Genomic DNA, 16154 nt, shown 5'->3' with positions numbered 1-16154 from the left:
CAAATTGGCCGCCATGCGCCCTTGCGGACACAGGCGGCCTTATTTGCGGGAAATTGCCATTATTTCACTCTTTGCGGACCACAGAGCCTTTATTCACTCAGAGGAAGCTGATTTCGGCAGACAGCAGCTGCAATAGCGGCGCGTGTGTCCTTTAGGACCTTGAAATCAGTAATTTGCGGTGTATAACGAATCGTATGTCCGTAACATATCAACGGATGAAAGTGAATAGTTAAACATGTAGTTTCGTATGGCCTTAGCTAACATAGCTGAGTGCAGAGTATGCTTCGCTGGTAAGGTACAGATCTGCAGAAAAAAAGGAGTAAAACATATGACCGTTCCGTTTCACCTCGGTGTCCGCGCCCATGATTTCAGCCGATGCCCTTTGCCTCAGCTGATTGAAAAACTGGAAGAACACAGCTTCTCCTCTATTCAGTTCGCGCTGCATAAGTCCTTTCCGGAGAGTGCGCCCAGACTTGGCGCACTCAGTCCGGGAACGGCTGCCTATTATGGCGAAGCCTTCAGGCAGGCCGGCATCAGAATTGCCGTGCTCGGCTGCTATGTGAACATCATCGATCCTGATCCCGCCCGGCGCGTACAGGCGTTGAACGATTTCAGTGCCCATCTGCGGCTGGCCCGTGATTTCGGGGCGAGTCTGGTAGGTACCGAGACAGGCAGTGTGGGAAAGGGATATACGCCGGATAATTTCACGGAGGAAGCTTTTGAACAAGTTGTGGCTTCTGTTAAAGCAATGGTTGCGGAAGCAGAGCGTTTCGGGGTAACGGTCGGCATCGAGGCAGGGATTAACCACCCGCTTCACACGGCTCAGCTGACCAGACGGCTGCTGGACGAAGTGGCCTCCAGTAATCTGCAGATTATATTCGATGCCGCCAATCTGATGACGCCGGATAACTATTTGCAGCAGGAGCAGATTGTTGCAGAGGCCCTTGAGCTGCTGGGTGACCGGATCGCGGTCCTGCATCTGAAGGATTTCACGGTCAGGGACGGCCGGATTGAGATCGTCCCTGCAGGTCAGGGACTGCTGAACTTCGCTCCGCTGCTCCATTACATGAAATATAAGCGTCCGCATATTCAGGGCCTGCTGGAGAGCACTCCCGAAGAGCATATGAGCGGCAGTGCGGAGCTGCTCCGGCGGATGTATAACGAAATATAAACAAGTGCCCCGGCCATATGGCGTACGGGGCACTTGTTTATGTTGAATCCGGTTTAGGGGCCGGTTCAATACTAGAAATGAGCAATTTACAGTAATCGGTCGTTCGCTCCGGTCCTAAGTGTATTTTGTACAACTAAAGTGATCAATTTTTGCGCTGCGAGGGTTTTAATTGCACTTTGTACAGTTAAAAACCCCCATATTTCGCAAAAGTAGACTTACCGCTGATTTTAATTGTACTGAATACAGCTAAACTGACAACCCGGTTTTTTGCCGTCTTTTTAACTGCACGAAATACAATTAAATCTATTCACTTCACACTGGATACTCTCAAATGTTTGCAAACGCAGGGTCAGTGGATCCAAATTACACAACGCACAACATTTTACGGGACGTTGCTTCATTTGAGCACCTGGTATAGCAATAAGACCGCCCTCCAATGCCGGGGTCTTATCTTTTAAATTTAGTATTAGGTCAAGTGAAGGATTATCCTTTATCCTGCGACATTACGCAGACTTGAACCTGTTGTTATACCCCGGCATCCGGCGGGATTACGCCTTTTTTGAGAATAATATTCCCGTACAGCGCCTCTTCCCCGGTGATCACGATCGCATAGCTCCGCTTCGAGCGGTTGTAGAATTCAAAACGCTCCTCATACTCCACTTGGGCCGCACCATCGTGTTTGGCCAGGATCTCCTTGTACGTCTCCCATATCACCGGAACGGTAGGATCACCCTCCACTACAGCCATGAATGCCGCCTGTGCGGGCACATAATGATCCAGCGGAAGCAGCTCCAGGATCGCGTCCAGCAGCCGGGGAATGCCAATGCCGTCCGCCCGGAGCACTCTGGAATGCAGCCCGTGGCCCGGATAATTGGCATCCGCCAGGACCAGTTCATCCCCATGGCCCATTTCCATCAGGGTACGGACCAGCTCGGGGGAGAGGAGCTTGGGTATTTTTTTGAGCATGACTACTATCCTCCTTCATTCCTGTGTCGATGCCGCAGCTTACATGCCGTAGAACGATCTCAAAGCTAACAGTTCCTCGATCCGGTGCTGAGGAAGCTCACGTTCCCCGCCGATCATCCGGGTCAGGAAGGTCAGCTTCGCCGTATATTCCAGCCGCTCCATATTCATATAGGCAGCCATGACATCCTTGCCCCAGGTCAAAGCGCCATGGCTCTCCAGCAGTACCGCCGTCTTCTTGCCGAGGAAGGGGATCAGCGAATCGGGAATCTCCTCGGTTGAAGGTGTCCCGTATACCGCCAGTGGAATGTCCCCCATAGCAATCACCGACTCCGGCATCATCATCTTGTCGAGTGCTTCGCCCTTGATGGCAAAAGCGGTAGCATACGGCGGATGCGCATGAACTACACCGCCCATCTGCGGCAGCTCATTGTAAATCTTCAGATGCATCTTCACTTCTGTGGATGGCCGGTAGCCTTCCGCGGCTTCAAGGATATCTCCCTGCAGATTCACTTTGACCAGCATATGCGGCTGCAGATAACCTTTGCTGACTCCTGTTGGTGAGGTGATTACCTCTGTCGCCGACAGGCGTGCCGAGATGTTGCCGTCATTGGCGGCAATAAAGTCCTTATTAAACAGATTGCGGCCGATATCACAGATAAGCCGGCGCAATTCCTCTTCCTTCGTATTCATCATTGTCCTCCTTGATCGCTATGGATAATTGATAAAGCCGGCTGATACCGGACAGGGGCACTGGAACGGGCTACAATTGTTCTGGCTTCGGATGCTTCAATCGCTCCCAGTGCCGTCAATTGCACCAATACGTTGCCGATTGCACTTGCCTCTACCGGTCCGGCAATGATTTCTTTGCCTGTGGCATCGGCCGTAAGCTGGCACAGCAGCTTGTTCTGGATGCCTCCGCCGACCATATGAATGCAGCTGACAGAGCTGCCTGTGAGTGTCTCCAGTTCACGGATCGTGCTGGCGTAAGACTGGGCCAGGCTCTCCAGAATGGTGCGGATGATCTCCGCCCGGGTCTGCGGTACAGGCTGGCCTGTGCGGATACAATACGATTCAATCCGCAGCGGCATATCCCCCGGGGTGCTGAAGAGGGGATCGTTCGGGTCCAGAACGGCTATGCGCGCTGTCGACCGGTCCAGCCCCTCAGCAAGCTCTGCTGCCTCCTGATGGCTGAGCGGTTCACCCGCTTCTGCCCAGCCGCGCTGGGTCTCCTGCAGCAGCCACAGGCCGGTGATATTCTTCAGCAGGCGGTTCGTGCCGGCGAAGCAGCTCTCATTGGTGAAGCCGTAGGCGTCGGCCTCGACGCTAAGTACGGGCTCCGCAGTCTCCAGGCCAACCAGCGACCAGGTTCCGCAGCTGATGAAGGCGGCGGAACCCTCTCCGCCGGTGGAGCCACCAAGCCCGTAAGGAATGGAAGCCACAGCTGAAGCAGTGTCATGTGAGGCTCCGGCAATGACCTTGAGCGGGCCGGAACCAAGCTCTTCCTGCAAGCCTGGTCGAAGTTCGCCGATTACAGTACCCGCCGGCACCAGCCGGGGAATCAGCTCCACCGGCAGCTCCAGCCTGCGCAGCACTTCGCTTGCCGGAGCAGACGAATCCGGATTCAGCAGGCCGCTGGTGCTCCAGATGGTCTGCTCAGCGACCGCCGTGCCGCTAAACATATAATTGAACAGGTCAGGCATCATCAGCAGCAGACTGGCCTTTTGTGTAAGCTCCGGATTAGCCTGCAGATCGGCAAATAATTGATACACCGTATTAATCGGGCTGGACTGGTTGCCCGTCAGCCTGAACTGCTCCTCAGGAGGCAGGGCTGCCTCCAACGCCAAAGCAATCCCCTCCATCCGCTGGTCCCGGTAGTGATGCGGGGAGTACAGCAGCTCCCCCTCAGCATCCAGGAAGCCATAGTCGACTCCCCAGGTGTCGACACTCATAGACTGCAATGGGCCGCGGGACTTCACGGCCTCCAGTATCCCCTGCTTCATCTCATGAAACAGCTGCTGGACATCCCAGTACAACTGCCCGTCAGCCTCTACGGGCCCGTTAGGGAAGCGGCGGATCTCTTCCACCTCCACCTTCCCGTTAGCGTAGGTTCCCAGCATGACCCTGCCGGAGCTGGCACCCAGGTCGATTGCCAGCAGCTTGATTATCTCTTCGCCCATGTTCTCCGCACCCGCTTCACTTTGCAGATTTAGTAGAGCGGCCCAAAATTGCGGCAGGCTCTGTAGTCAGCGCTTTCCAGATCCTCTGTGCCGAACAGCGACCAGACACGCGGCCGGAAAATACGCGATTCCTCCACGTTATGCATGCTGACCGGAATCCGCAGGATCGAGGCCAGGGTAATCAGATCGGCTCCAATATGCCCGTAGCTGATCGCTCCGTGGTTGGCGCCCCAATTGTTCATCACATCATATACAGACTGGAACGAGCCCTTGCCTGTCAGCTTAGGTGCGAACCAGGTTGTCGGCCAGGTCGGGTCCGTTCTCTGATCCAGCGTATCATGCACTTCTCCCGGCAGCTCCACCGTGAAGCCTTCCACCAGCTGGAGCACAGGCCCGAGGCCCTTGACCAGATTCAGCCGGGCCATGGTGACCGGCATTCCGCCCTTGGTCAGGTAATCTGTCGAGAAGCCGCCCCCGCGGAAATATTCCTGCGAGGCCGGGCGGAACTGGGTCTGTGCGAGACAGGCAGCCGCTTCCTCATCCGTGATGTCCCAGAACGGCTTGATCGCCGGCTTGCCGTCAATGCTCTGCTCACCGGTTCCGTCCAGTGCCGCTGAACCGGAGTTAATCAGATGCAGCAGACCGCCTGCCGCTGCTCCCTCCAGCTCGTATCCGGTTACACGCTTCACTGCAGCCGGACTCCAGAAGGTACGGACATCGGCAAAAATCTGCGCCGTATTCGTCAGCAGATAATTGAACAGCATCGTGACCCCGTTCAGGCTGTCATTCTCGGTCGCGACAATATAAGGCGCCCGTCTGCCGTTCCAGTCGAACGAGGAGTTAAGAATCGTCTCCATGAAATCACCGTTCGGGAAATGGTCCGTCCATTGACGCTGGCCCTGGAAGCCGCCCAGCAGAGCGTTGTGGCCGTTCGCTTCTTCCTCGAAGCCGAGCTTCGCAAGCTCCGGATTGCCGATCATCAGATCGCGGGCAATCAGCGCCATTTTGACACAGGTCTCCCATTGCTCTTCCTTAACCTCTTCGCTGAGCTGCAGATGCTGCGGGTTATTGTCCGCTCCCACCCGGCAGTTGTCCTTCACCCAGGCCAGTGCCCGCCCCAATTCCTCAGGATCATAGATTTCTTCCTCGAATCTCCGTACATATTCAGACATATCGATATACTCATTGCGCATGCCGAGGTACTCCTGGAAGAACTGCTCGTTGACGATGGAACCGGCGATCCCCATGGATACGGAGCCCATCGACAGATAAGACTTCCCTTTCATCAGCGCAGCCGCAAGTGCCGACTTCGCGAACTGGAGCAGCTTGGACTGTACATCCGCCGGGATCTCTTCGCTGCTGGATTCCTGAACGTCTTCGCCGTAGATGCCGAAGGCCGGAATACCTTTTTGTGCATAAGCAGACAGCACTGCTGCCAGATACACCGCCCCGGGGCGTTCCGTTCCGTTAAATCCCCATACCGCATGCGGAATCGAAGCATCCATATCCATCGTTTCAGATCCATAACACCAGCACGGTGTGACCGTAATTGATACGCCTACACCCGCACCTGCGAACTTCTGCGCTGCCGCTGCAGCTTCCTTCACACCGCCAATGGTAGAATCGGCAATAATACACTCCACCTGCGAACCGTCCGGATAAAATAAATTCTCCTGCAAAAATGCCGCCACGCGCTGTGCCATACCCATAGTCTGGGCCTCAAGCGATTCACGCACCCCGCGTCTTCTGCCGTCAATCGTAGGCCGGATACCAATCTTCGGATAATTTGCTGTCACTGCTGTTCCTCCCCGGAATCAATGGTTGATTTGGATAAAATAATTTCATTGGAGCTGCACACTCCGATTAGTAAGCGCTATCAAATACAGCCTGCTACTGTCTGCAAACTATGGGCATTCTCCGCCGACTAATCCTTTTCTTCTCCATCATAGATTTCCAAACCCTTAAAGTCAACAATATTCCACACTTTTTATTTGATATTTATGTGGTATTATGTGATATAATTCAAATATAGTGTGGTATTATGTTCGTTTTAATTATTTAAGTTTTGCAGAAATATGTAGTAAACTAGTTGATATACTATGGCTAGAACTATTTAATCAAGGGTGGGCAACGGGATGAAGGCTTTTGAACGGCGGGATCTGGTAATCAACGAGCTATACAGGCATAAGAAGGTTCACGTAGCGGACCTTGCGCAGAAATTTGGTGTATCGGAGGAGACCATCCGGCGTGATCTCGACCGGCTGGATAAAGAGGGCATTGCCAAGAAGAATTACGGCGGAGCTATTCTGAACGCCCATACCAACGAGGACCCCTCCTATTCCCACAGGCATCAGGTCAATATTGAAGCGAAGCGGATGATTGCCGCATGTCTGCTGGAGCTGATCAGTGACGGGGACAGTGTGATGACTGATACCAGCACAACGGCTTTTGAAGGCTTGCGGAGAATCGTGGAGGACAAAAAAAATCTGACAATCATCACCAATTCCCTGGCGGTATTGTCAGAGTTCCAGCATTCCGGACAGAAGCTCATTTCTACAGGGGGCATCCTGGGTCCGGAGACCAGCTCATTTGTAGGGCCGACGGCGTCGCAGACGATCCTGAAATATAATGTGGATGTGGCCATCTTCAGTTGCAAGGCGCTCTCCATGACCGGCGGGCTCAGCGATTCGAACGAAGCGGAGACCGAGCTCAAGGTGCTGATGCAGCAGCAGGCGAACAAAGTTGTGCTCCTGGCCGACCATTCCAAGTTCGACCGTATCGCCTTCATCCGGCTGTTCAGCTTCGACAAGGTCGATTATATCGTCACCGATCAGCGGCCGTCCGAAGAATGGATTGATTTCTTAAGCAAATATCAGGTATCTCTGCTCTATCCTGCGCTGCAGTAGCGCAAACTCTGCACCGGAAGGAGGTGAACCACAGAATGGGGATGATCCAGATTGCTGCAACATCCGCTCCGCTGTGGTTTCCGTTGGTTCTCGCCGCCGTCGGCGTGTGTCTGATTTCGCTTTTGTGGATGGTGTTCAAGAAATCGGGCTGATCTTTTGAATGCGCTTACTTGGAGTCTGGAGTGCTGTTCTTAAAAGCTTGCGCCGACACATAGACGAACCGTTCGGCTCTGGCCATCATATGAAATTTCTGCTCCGGGAAATGGCGGTACAGGTGATCGACGAAATACCCCGGATTCTCGGCGTTACCGGCGTACAGATCATAATGCAGCGGAACGACGGTCTCAAAGCCGCTGGTCGCCGCAAACTCCGCCGCTTCCCGGTAGTTCATATTGCCGACAATATTGCGGCTTCCCCGGTAGTAGTCGCGGCCGTTAATCGGCAGCAGCGCCAGATCAATCTTCCGGCTGCCGACTTCCTCAATCAGCTCAGGGAACAGAACGGTATCTCCGGCATGATACAGCGTGACCCCGTTCAGCTGCAGGATGTAGCCGACATACTTGGGGTTACCCTGTTCATCGCGCTCCAGCTGTTCATGCGCCGCAGCAACCGGGAACACCTGCAGGCCGGGGACGGGTTCTACTGCTGCGTGAGCAGGCAATGCTGCGGTTAGGCGCTCCTTCTGTATTCCGAGTCCCTGCAATCGTTCCAGGCAGACCGCCGGAGCCATGAACCGGGCTGCGGGATTGAGCTCTGCAAGCATCGGCAATGCCCGCTCATCCAGATGATCCGAGTGGTCATGGGTGATCAGACATACGTCCATATTCGTAATCTCCGCAGGCGGAATCGGCGGCGGGAACGTCCGGTCCGGGTCAGGAGAGACATAAGGATCAATATAAACGGTTACCTCTGCCCCTTTGATAATCACACTGGCTTGTCCCAGAAACCAGACGGCCAGACAGCCATAGGGCACCCCGGTCGCCCGGACTTCCTCGATCAATTCTTTTCCTGTTAACGGCATGTACATGCCCTCCCTTCTTCTCGGCAAAATTCTAACCCAAAACCAGCGTGCACGCAAACGCAGCCAGTAATCCCCTGGCTTCAATCGCGGATTTTGCTCCTCCGCCCGTTGTCTTACCGCTGCACAATCCCCTTCCCTGCCATCCCGTTTCTGTGGACCGGCCCGTGCTTCATGAAGCTCTGACAGGCCGATTCGTCCGCCAGGCTATACATCCGGATCATAGATGCACTACTATAGATAGGTAATGAAATAGCAACATTCCAATCAAACGGAGGGAAAGTCATGAGTGAAATTGCCAATACACCAGCGCCGCCTTATTATGCAGTGATATTCACATCCGAACGTACAGACGGGGATAACCGGTATGCGGAAATGGCCGAGGAAATGGGGAAACTCGCAGCCGCCCAGCCTGGATATCTCGGAGTAGAAAGTGCCAGAGAAGGTCTAGGCATCACTGTCTCTTATTGGGATTCTCTCGAAGCTATCCAGCAATGGAAACAAAACGAACGGCACTTGGTCGCCCAAAGCAAAGGTATCTCGGATTGGTATCTCACTTATAAAACAAGAGTGTGCAAGGTTGAACGGGATTACGGATTCGAGAAGGGGAGCCCCCCGATCCGTTAGTCCACCCCAAAATCAAGTTGGTAGGTACCGGCTGAATCCCCATTGAAATTAGCAGCTGCATAAATGGTGATCATTGGTCGTATCCACTCTGGCTCTTCATCATTAATTGGATAAACGTATCTTAATTTGGATGTTAAGGAGCGTCAGAGGTAATTAGTTGGAGAAACGTCATTTAATTTCGAGCGTTCCCCCTACTCTGGACTATTTCCGGCAAAGTAAGTGCTGTTTATCCAACTGCTGTCTGGCAAATGTGCCTCCGTTCATGATCAAGTGGAGAAAATCCAACTGCCTACCGCCAACGCTGCCACACTCCTGCCAACTGCCAATGCTGTTCCCCGTTTCTTCAGGTGCTTCTTCGAAGTTATCCATATTTGCGGGAAATATATGATTACCTAATCTACCAAAAAGCGCGTCCCGTTCGGCTGCTGCTTATTGCTGCAAATCCCCGCTTGTTACCAATGCCATTTGATGGGTACAATATTTAGATAGTGTACTTCTACTAAAGGATAGGTAAAGGACAGGTGAAATGCATGCAGAATCACGGATTCGCGCGAGTCGCTGCCGCTTCCCCCGAGCTGAGGGTGGCCGACTGCGTATTCAATTCCGAACAAATTATTGAAGTGATAAATAATGCCGCGGCACAGGAGGTTGAGTACCTGGTACTCCCGGAACTGTGCATCACGGGGTACACCTGTGCGGATCTGTTCCTGCAGTCCAAGCTGCTGGACGCCGCCACGGAGGCACTGCTCCGGATCACTGCCGCAACGGCAGAACATACAATGATCGTTATTGCCGGCCTGCCCATTTCCATTAAGAGCCGGCTGTTCAACTGCGCTGCCGTAATCCAGCAAGGTCATATTCTCGGAATTGTCGTGAAGACCTGCATTCCAGGTTATAGCGAATTCTATGAGCCGCGCTGGTTCGCCGGAGCTGAAGAGCTGGAAGTGGCCGAGCTGCGGATTGGCGGAGCTACTGTACCTGTCGGCAATGATCTGATATTTGCCTGCGAGAGCAATGGTAATGTATCCTTCGGCGTGGAGATCTGCGAGGATCTCTGGGTGCCGGTGCCGCCAAGCAGTCTGCTGGCCCAGGCCGGGGCAACGCTGCTGTTCAACCCGTCTGCCAGCAATGAGCTGGTCGGCAAAGCCGATTACCGCCGCCAGCTGGTGGGCAGCCAGTCCGCTTCCTGCGTAGCCGGGTATGTCTATGCCGGCTGCAATACCGGCGAATCCACCACGGATGTTGTCTTCGGCGGGCACTCGTTGATCGCGGAGAACGGCCAGATGCTGGCCGAGTCTGAGCGCTTCACCCATGAGAGCCGGATGATCACCGCCGATATTGATCTGCCGCGGATTCAGTATTCCCGCACCGTGATGGGCACCTTCCGGGCCGGCAAGGGCGGCCGTAATTACCGCGAGCTGCTCTACGTTTCACCCGTCCGTGAGAACAGCCAGCGTGAGCTCAAACGGACGGTCGGCGTCAATCCGTTTGTCCCGGGCAACCCGCTGCAGCGTGACGAACGCTGCCAGGAGATCCTCTCGATCCAGACCTCCGGCCTGATGAAGCGCATCCGCCACATCGGCACCAAGCAGGCCGTGATCGGCATCTCCGGCGGCCTCGATTCTACGCTTGCTCTGCTGGTCGCAGTGCGGGCAATGGAGCTGCTCGGCCGTCCGGCCAGCGATGTGCTTGCCGTCACAATGCCGGGCTTCGGCACAACGAACCGGACCTACGACAATGCCGTTGGCCTAATCAAAGCGCTCGGCGCCTCACTTAAGGTCGTCGATATTAAGGCGGCCTGCCTCCAGCACTTCGAGGACATCGGCCATGACAAAGATGTGCATGACCTGACTTATGAGAATGTTCAGGCCCGGGAACGCACACAGATTCTGATGGATCTCGCCAACAAAAACGGCGGCATCGTCATCGGCACCGGCGACTTATCCGAGCTGGCCCTTGGCTGGTGCACCTATAATGGAGACCATATGTCGATGTATAGCGTGAATTCAGGCATTCCGAAGACGCTGATCCAGTATGTCGTTGCGTGGTATGCGGATCATGAAGCCGACGAGACGGTGGGCAAGTTCCTCTACAGCATCATCGAGACCGGAATCAGTCCGGAGCTGCTGCCGCCATCGGCAACCGGAGAGATCGTCCAGCTCACCGAGAACATTCTGGGACCTTACATTGTGCATGATTTCTTCCTGTATTACATGCTGCGTACAGGAGCTTCGCCCGGCAAAATGCTCTACCTCGCCCAGCATGCTTTCGGTGAGGCTTATCCCAAAGAGCAGCTCGTTGCCTGGCTGAAGGTATTCGTTACACGCTTCTTCACCCAGCAGTTCAAGCGTTCCTGCCTGCCGGACGGACCGAAGGTCGGTACGGTCAGCCTCTCGCCGCGCGGCGACTGGCGTATGCCGAGTGATGCTTCCGCTGCGCTCTGGCTGCGGGAAATCGAAGAATTGTAATCACCGCCAGGCCAATTCCGGAACACGTCAAAGAGGCGTCCCCAATCATCACAGGATGATGCGGGACGCCTCTTTTTTTTAATCAGCTTCAATCATACACATTATCCAGAATCAGCACTTCATCACTGCCAAACGGGGTTTGAATCGTAACCGTATCGCCGGGACGCGCCAGAATCAGCCCCCTGCCCATCGGAGACCACAGGGAGATACTGAATTCATCCAGTTCAGCTTCGCCCGGAATTACAATTCTATAGGCATCCTTCAGCGTTTCCTGGCCGATCCGCAGCGATACCCGCGACCCGACCAGAACAGTGGATTGCTCAAGCGCTTCATCCCCGCCGGACAGAATCTGCTCCACCGCCTCCTGATACTTCCTGATCATGGACTGAATCTCCGCCCGCTCGGCCGGCGACTCCCATGTTCCCCGGTCCAGAATAACGAATTTATGCTCATCGAGATAGACCAGCTGCTGCACCAGCTCCTGGCGCAGGGAAATCGTTATGAGACTATGGCTCATAGTAGATTTCACCCACTTTCTTCATCAGGTCATGCTCGAAAATACGCTTGCTCAAACTCATAGCCCTCAGTCCTCCCGGATAATAAAATAGATCCCGCGTGGGGATCTACTCTCTATGATAGCATCTTTCTATGGAAAGACAATGTCATGTATATATGCTGTTATGATTTACTGCTTGGCTGCAGCTGCTCTGCTGTACATGTTGAGATCCTGCAGCTTGATCAGCACTTTGCCGAACCGGCCGCCTTGGCGGATCACTACCTTTTGATCAGGATAAGCAGTATGCAAATAATCCGTAACTACCTTCAGGGTAGCCTCTTTCCGATCCAAATGATGCATAGGCAGCATCTCTATTACTTCAGCAAGCGCTGCATCTACGGATAGCTCCTTGCTTTTCGTCTCACGGGTCACAATCGATTCGTAGGAATATCCCTTCAAATACAGCAGCTGCATCAGGTAGGCCATATCCGAAGATTCCGCATGCACTGCCCGGCCCGTCAGCAGAGGCAGCACTTCATTCATGAGGCTATGCTCCTGAACCCCCGCCGATGTACTGATATAGCAGTATTGCCGGGCACAGCTAATGACCTTCTCCGCACTCTCCCAGTCAAATACCGCCGGACACATGGATACAAAAACAAGATCGAAGGCGTTCAGCCAGCCTTTGGCCGCAATATCGATATCTTCAAACGCTTCACGTACCAGCTCCACTTGGCCGGGGGCACTGCCCGCAGTGTTCATCAGAAACAGTTCGGCCAGCGGAATGTTAGGCTCTACTGCCGTTACCTTGGCCCCTCGCTCGATAAAAGGTACGGTGAAGCCGCCCGAAACCGCGCCCACATCCAGGACAGTCAGCCCTTTGAAATCTACTCCCTGGCCCTCCATCCAGCTGATAATCCGCTCACTTCTGTCTCTTCCCGCGCTGCTGAATACCTCTTCATTAAACACCTTCGCCTTATGATCAAAGCTGTGATGCGGGTCCATCCCCATCGCTTTGAACTTGTTGGCCATTGCCTTGGGATCTTCCTTCCAGGCCGTCTCCCATACTGTTGCCTCAAATAATCCGTTGTTCATCTCTAATCCATCCTCTCGTATTTCGCAGATTTAACAGACTTTGAATATCTATGAAATTCTCGAAAAAATAACGGAGCTCAATGGCTCTCCGTTAATTTTCCGGCAAGCTCGGACATCATTTTATTGCGCAAATACTCCTCCATCTGCCCTTCTGCCTTCACCATCTCCTGCTGGATGAGACACTCGCTGGAATGATTAAGCGTACAGTCAAACAGCGAAGCCGTGCCTTCGATCGCATGGATAATATCCAGGAACGAGATTTCTTCCTTCCTGCGTCTCAGCCGATACCCGCCATTCGCGCCGGATGCGGATTCCACCAGCCCCGCCTTCACCAGCTTGGTCAGGATTTTGGACAAATAAGTAGGGGATACATTCTGCCGTTCGGCAAGCTGCTGCACTCCTACCGGCTTATCCGGAGCATACGCCACCAGGAACAGCATCGTGTGCAGCGCGTAGTTCGTTGCTTTTGAGTATTTCATGTCTTGTTCCACCTTAAGTATGGACTTTGTTTCTAATCAAAGACTTTATTTATCTATAATATATTTTATACAGCAAAAATGCAAGTGCAGAAATGATTTCCTGTCTAAAGCGAAGATGGCGGTATAGTCCCCGCTTATCCATAAAATTTTTTCATGGATTGCATGCACCGCTTGAATTTTACGCCTGCAGAATGCTGTTGTACACTTTGAATGTAAGCGTTACCATCATAACAAATGACCTGCGCGCACAAGGTTGGAAGGGACGAAAGCCTATTCGATGTTTCTGGAACAGAGCTATGGTTCCGTTTAGGCAAAAGGTAGGGTACACATTTAATTAGGGGGGTTCACATGGTTATTCAGGTTTTAGCCATCGTTCTGGCGCTTGGCCTGCTGATGTTCTTCGCTTACCGGGGGTTTCCGGTTATTGTTTTTGCACCTATATTCACACTGCTTGCGGTAGTTATCTCAGGGGTCGCCCTGATGCCGAGCTACACCGAAGTATACATGCTGAATGCGGCAAACTACGTAAAGAACTTCTTCCCAATCTTCCTGCTGGGCGCTATCTTCGGTAAAATGATGGAGCTTAGCGGCGCTGCCTCGTCCATCGCCCAGACGATTGTCAAAGCGCTCGGCTCAAAGAGAGCCATGCTTGCCGTTGTACTCGCCTGCTCCGTGCTGACTTATGGCGGCGTATCGCTGTTTGTCGTAGCCTTCGCTGTCTATCCGTTCGCTGTAGCGATTTTCCGTGAAGCCGATATCCCGAAACGGCTCATTCCCGGCACCATCGCACTTGGAGCGTTCACCTATACGATGGATGCCCTGCCGGGTACGCCGCAGATTCAGAACATCATCCCGACCACTTACTTCGGTACAGATGCCTATGCTGCTCCGCTCGTCGGTATTGCCGGCGCGCTGATCGTCTTCATCGGCGGCCTGTGGTGGCTGGAACGCCGCCGCAAGCAGGCAGCTGCTAACGGGGAAGGCTATGGCACCGGCCATAAGAACGAGCCGGAAGTGCTGGAGAACGCCAAATATCCAAACATCTGGATCTCCGTTCTGCCGCTTCTGCTCGTGCTCGTATTCAACTTCCTGCTCAGCCGGACGTCCATGTCGGTGACCAACTGGTACAGCAGCGAGCTGCTGGAAACGTTCAATATCGCCAATGTCAAAACCGTATCCTCAAGCTGGGCCTTAATTATTGCCCTCTGCATCGGGGTTATCGCTGCCGGGTGCATCAATATCCGCCAGGTCAAAGGCAAAATGGCCGCAGGCCTGACCGCCGCAGCCATGGGCTCCCTGCTTGCCATTTTCAATACAGCCTCCGAAGTAGGCTTCGGCAACGTTGTCAAAACACTGCCAGGCTTCAAATCCATCCAGGAATGGATCATGAATATCAGCGATCATCCGCTAATTTCCGAAGCGTTGTCCGTCAACATTCTCGCCGGAGTCACCGGCTCCGCATCAGGCGGTTTATCGATCGCCCTGGAGGTCATGGGCAAATCCTATCTTTCCATGGCCCAAACGCTGGGGATCAGCCCGGAAATGCTGCACAGAATCGCTTCCATGGCCTCCGGAGGTATGGATACGCTTCCACATAATGGTGCTGTCATCACTTTGCTGGCGATTACCGGACTTACGCATAAGCAATCCTATAAAGATATCTTTGCCATCACCTGCCTGAAGACAATTGCCGTATTCACCCTTGCCATCGTTCTATCCATCTTCTAATTCATCCCCATGGAGGTTATGCAGAAATGAGCAGATTTTTGGAAAATAGAGTAGCATTCATCACCGGCGCTGCCAGCGGCATCGGTCTGGAAATTGCCCGCAAGTTCGCCCATGAAGGCGCCAGGGTGGTCATTTCCGATGTACGTGAGGAGCAGTCCGTCAACGCCGCCGAAGAATTACAAGCCCGGGGCTATGAAGCCTATGGCCTCAGATGCGATGTTACCCAGGAAGCGGAATACAGCGCAGCTATCGCCAAAGCCAAAGAAGTCTATGGCAGACTGGACATTCTGGTGAACAACGCCGGGCTGCAGCATGTGTCGCCGATTGAGGATTTCCCCGTGGAAAAATTCGAGTTCATGCTGAAGGTGATGCTGACCGGAGCTTTTATCGGCATCAAGCATGCCTTCCCGATTATGAAGGAGCAAGGCTACGGCCGCATCATTAACATGGCCTCCATTAACGGAGTCATCGGCTTTGCCGGCAAAGCCGCTTACAACAGCGCCAAGCACGGCCTGATCGGGCTGACCAAGGTCGCCGCCCTGGAAGGCGCTGCCCACGGCATTACAGTGAATGCCCTCTGCCCGGGTTATGTGGATACCCCGCTGGTGCGCGGACAAATGGAGGATCTGGCCCGAACCCGGAACGTGCCGCTGGAAAGCGTACTAGAGGAGGTCATCTATCCGCTCGTCCCGCAGAAACGCCTGCTGGCTGTTGAAGAAATCGCCGACTACGCTATGCTGATTGCCAGCGAGCGCCTCGGGGGCGTCACAGGTTCTACCCTGCTGATCGACGGCGGGTATACAGCGCAGTAAGTTTATGAAATGAATGAGCAGTCCCAACGAATGCAAAACAGCGATTCTCCGGTTAATGGAGGATCGCTGTTTTGGGTTTGGGTTTTTCTCCTCCAAGTTAGTGGAATTTGTACACCTAAATTGATGATTGTAACGGAGCAGCAGGCAGTAAGTGGATAAAAGCAGACTGTTGAAAAAGTCGATTTTCAAGCTGCTACATTCCCGGAAATTC

General features: G+C 53.6%; 14 protein-coding genes. 6 read left to right on the top strand and 8 right to left on the bottom strand.

Annotation, left to right across the window (positions count from 1 at the left end):
* Positions 1–328: 328 nt before the first annotated feature.
* A complete protein-coding gene (locus tag QW71_RS06915; protein ID WP_039295340.1) occupies positions 329–1171 on the top strand; it encodes a sugar phosphate isomerase/epimerase in 843 nt (280 codons plus the stop codon).
* A 525-nt stretch (positions 1172–1696) separates the two neighbouring features.
* Here the strand turns inward: QW71_RS06915 and fucU are convergent.
* From fucU to QW71_RS06895, 4 genes are read right to left on the bottom strand one after another with little or no spacing between them, the layout of a single operon-like run.
* Positions 1697–2137, bottom strand: coding sequence for an L-fucose mutarotase (gene fucU, locus QW71_RS06910; protein ID WP_039295337.1), 441 nt, complete (start codon positions 2135–2137; stop codon positions 1697–1699).
* Between the two features lie 39 nt (positions 2138–2176).
* Positions 2177–2830: a class II aldolase/adducin family protein gene (locus QW71_RS06905; RefSeq protein WP_235441411.1), complete on the bottom strand. Its 654-nt coding sequence runs from the start codon at positions 2828–2830 to the stop codon at positions 2177–2179.
* Entirely contained in the window at positions 2827–4314 is a 1488-nt protein-coding gene (locus QW71_RS06900; protein ID WP_039295331.1) for a rhamnulokinase family protein, read from the bottom strand. Before QW71_RS06900 ends, QW71_RS06905 begins: the two co-directional genes overlap by 4 nt.
* A 29-nt stretch (positions 4315–4343) precedes the next feature.
* Complete coding sequence (locus tag QW71_RS06895; RefSeq protein ID WP_039295328.1) at positions 4344–6110, bottom strand: L-fucose isomerase; 1767 nt, start codon at positions 6108–6110, stop codon at positions 4344–4346.
* A gap of 339 nt (positions 6111–6449) precedes the next feature.
* Here QW71_RS06895 and QW71_RS06890 point away from each other — a divergent pair, with 339 nt between their 5' ends.
* On the top strand, positions 6450–7220 hold the full coding sequence (locus QW71_RS06890) for a DeoR/GlpR family DNA-binding transcription regulator (protein WP_039295325.1): 771 nt from the start codon (positions 6450–6452) through the stop codon (positions 7218–7220).
* Positions 7221–7386: 166 nt separating this feature from the next.
* Here QW71_RS06890 and QW71_RS06885 read toward each other — a convergent pair whose 3' ends face one another.
* Positions 7387–8241 (bottom strand): MBL fold metallo-hydrolase, encoded by an 855-nt coding sequence (locus tag QW71_RS06885; RefSeq protein WP_235441410.1) that lies wholly within the window; start codon positions 8239–8241, stop codon positions 7387–7389.
* 282 nt (positions 8242–8523) lie between these two features.
* Here QW71_RS06885 and QW71_RS06880 point away from each other — a divergent pair, with 282 nt between their 5' ends.
* Together QW71_RS06880 and QW71_RS06875 are read left to right on the top strand one after the other, a co-directional pair.
* Positions 8524–8865 (top strand): antibiotic biosynthesis monooxygenase, encoded by a 342-nt coding sequence (locus tag QW71_RS06880; protein WP_039295319.1) that lies wholly within the window; start codon positions 8524–8526, stop codon positions 8863–8865.
* 530 nt (positions 8866–9395) lie between these two features.
* Entirely contained in the window at positions 9396–11333 is a 1938-nt protein-coding gene (locus QW71_RS06875; protein WP_039295315.1) for an NAD(+) synthase, read from the top strand.
* Between the two features lie 88 nt (positions 11334–11421).
* On the opposite strand, the gene QW71_RS37815 is transcribed toward QW71_RS06875, so the two are convergent.
* The 3 genes from QW71_RS37815 to QW71_RS06860 form a co-directional block, all read right to left on the bottom strand.
* Entirely contained in the window at positions 11422–11850 is a 429-nt protein-coding gene (locus QW71_RS37815; protein WP_052769920.1) for a GreA/GreB family elongation factor, read from the bottom strand.
* Positions 11851–12018: 168 nt separating this feature from the next.
* A complete protein-coding gene (locus QW71_RS06865) occupies positions 12019–12924 on the bottom strand; it encodes a class I SAM-dependent methyltransferase (RefSeq protein WP_039295312.1) in 906 nt (301 codons plus the stop codon).
* A gap of 77 nt (positions 12925–13001) precedes the next feature.
* Positions 13002–13403, bottom strand: coding sequence for an Rrf2 family transcriptional regulator (locus QW71_RS06860; RefSeq protein ID WP_039295309.1), 402 nt, complete (start codon positions 13401–13403; stop codon positions 13002–13004).
* Positions 13404–13751: 348 nt separating this feature from the next.
* Between QW71_RS06860 and QW71_RS06855 the strand changes: the two genes are divergently transcribed.
* Together QW71_RS06855 and QW71_RS06850 are read left to right on the top strand one after the other, a co-directional pair.
* Positions 13752–15131: a GntP family permease gene (locus QW71_RS06855; protein ID WP_039295304.1), complete on the top strand. Its 1380-nt coding sequence runs from the start codon at positions 13752–13754 to the stop codon at positions 15129–15131.
* Between the two features lie 26 nt (positions 15132–15157).
* Positions 15158–15943: a 3-hydroxybutyrate dehydrogenase gene (locus QW71_RS06850; protein ID WP_039295302.1), complete on the top strand. Its 786-nt coding sequence runs from the start codon at positions 15158–15160 to the stop codon at positions 15941–15943.
* Positions 15944–16154 lie beyond the last annotated feature (211 nt).

The sequence above is a fragment of the Paenibacillus sp. IHB B 3415 genome, from assembly GCF_000802655.2.
GTDB lineage: Bacteria > Bacillota > Bacilli > Paenibacillales > Paenibacillaceae > Paenibacillus_AQ > Paenibacillus_AQ phytohabitans.
The sequence above is the reverse complement of the archived record's forward strand: the minus strand, read 5'-3'. Positions and strand labels throughout refer to the sequence as shown.

What these genes read in the sequence shown, in the direction of transcription:
- QW71_RS06915 (WP_039295340.1), top strand. Translation starts at nt 329, where the DNA reads ATGACCGTTCCGTTTCACCTCGGTGTCCGCGCCCATGATTTCAGCCGA.
- fucU (WP_039295337.1), bottom strand. Translation starts at nt 2,137, where the DNA reads ATGCTCAAAAAAATACCCAAGCTCCTCTCCCCCGAGCTGGTCCGTACC.
- QW71_RS06905 (WP_235441411.1), bottom strand. Translation starts at nt 2,830, where the DNA reads ATGATGAATACGAAGGAAGAGGAATTGCGCCGGCTTATCTGTGATATC.
- QW71_RS06900 (WP_039295331.1), bottom strand. Translation starts at nt 4,314, where the DNA reads ATGGGCGAAGAGATAATCAAGCTGCTGGCAATCGACCTGGGTGCCAGC.
- QW71_RS06890 (WP_039295325.1), top strand. Translation starts at nt 6,450, where the DNA reads ATGAAGGCTTTTGAACGGCGGGATCTGGTAATCAACGAGCTATACAGG.
- QW71_RS06885 (WP_235441410.1), bottom strand. Translation starts at nt 8,241, where the DNA reads ATGCCGTTAACAGGAAAAGAATTGATCGAGGAAGTCCGGGCGACCGGG.
- QW71_RS06880 (WP_039295319.1), top strand. Translation starts at nt 8,524, where the DNA reads ATGAGTGAAATTGCCAATACACCAGCGCCGCCTTATTATGCAGTGATA.
- QW71_RS06875 (WP_039295315.1), top strand. Translation starts at nt 9,396, where the DNA reads ATGCAGAATCACGGATTCGCGCGAGTCGCTGCCGCTTCCCCCGAGCTG.
- QW71_RS37815 (WP_052769920.1), bottom strand. Translation starts at nt 11,850, where the DNA reads ATGAGCCATAGTCTCATAACGATTTCCCTGCGCCAGGAGCTGGTGCAG.
- QW71_RS06865 (WP_039295312.1), bottom strand. Translation starts at nt 12,924, where the DNA reads ATGAACAACGGATTATTTGAGGCAACAGTATGGGAGACGGCCTGGAAG.
- QW71_RS06860 (WP_039295309.1), bottom strand. Translation starts at nt 13,403, where the DNA reads ATGAAATACTCAAAAGCAACGAACTACGCGCTGCACACGATGCTGTTC.
- QW71_RS06855 (WP_039295304.1), top strand. Translation starts at nt 13,752, where the DNA reads ATGGTTATTCAGGTTTTAGCCATCGTTCTGGCGCTTGGCCTGCTGATG.
- QW71_RS06850 (WP_039295302.1), top strand. Translation starts at nt 15,158, where the DNA reads ATGAGCAGATTTTTGGAAAATAGAGTAGCATTCATCACCGGCGCTGCC.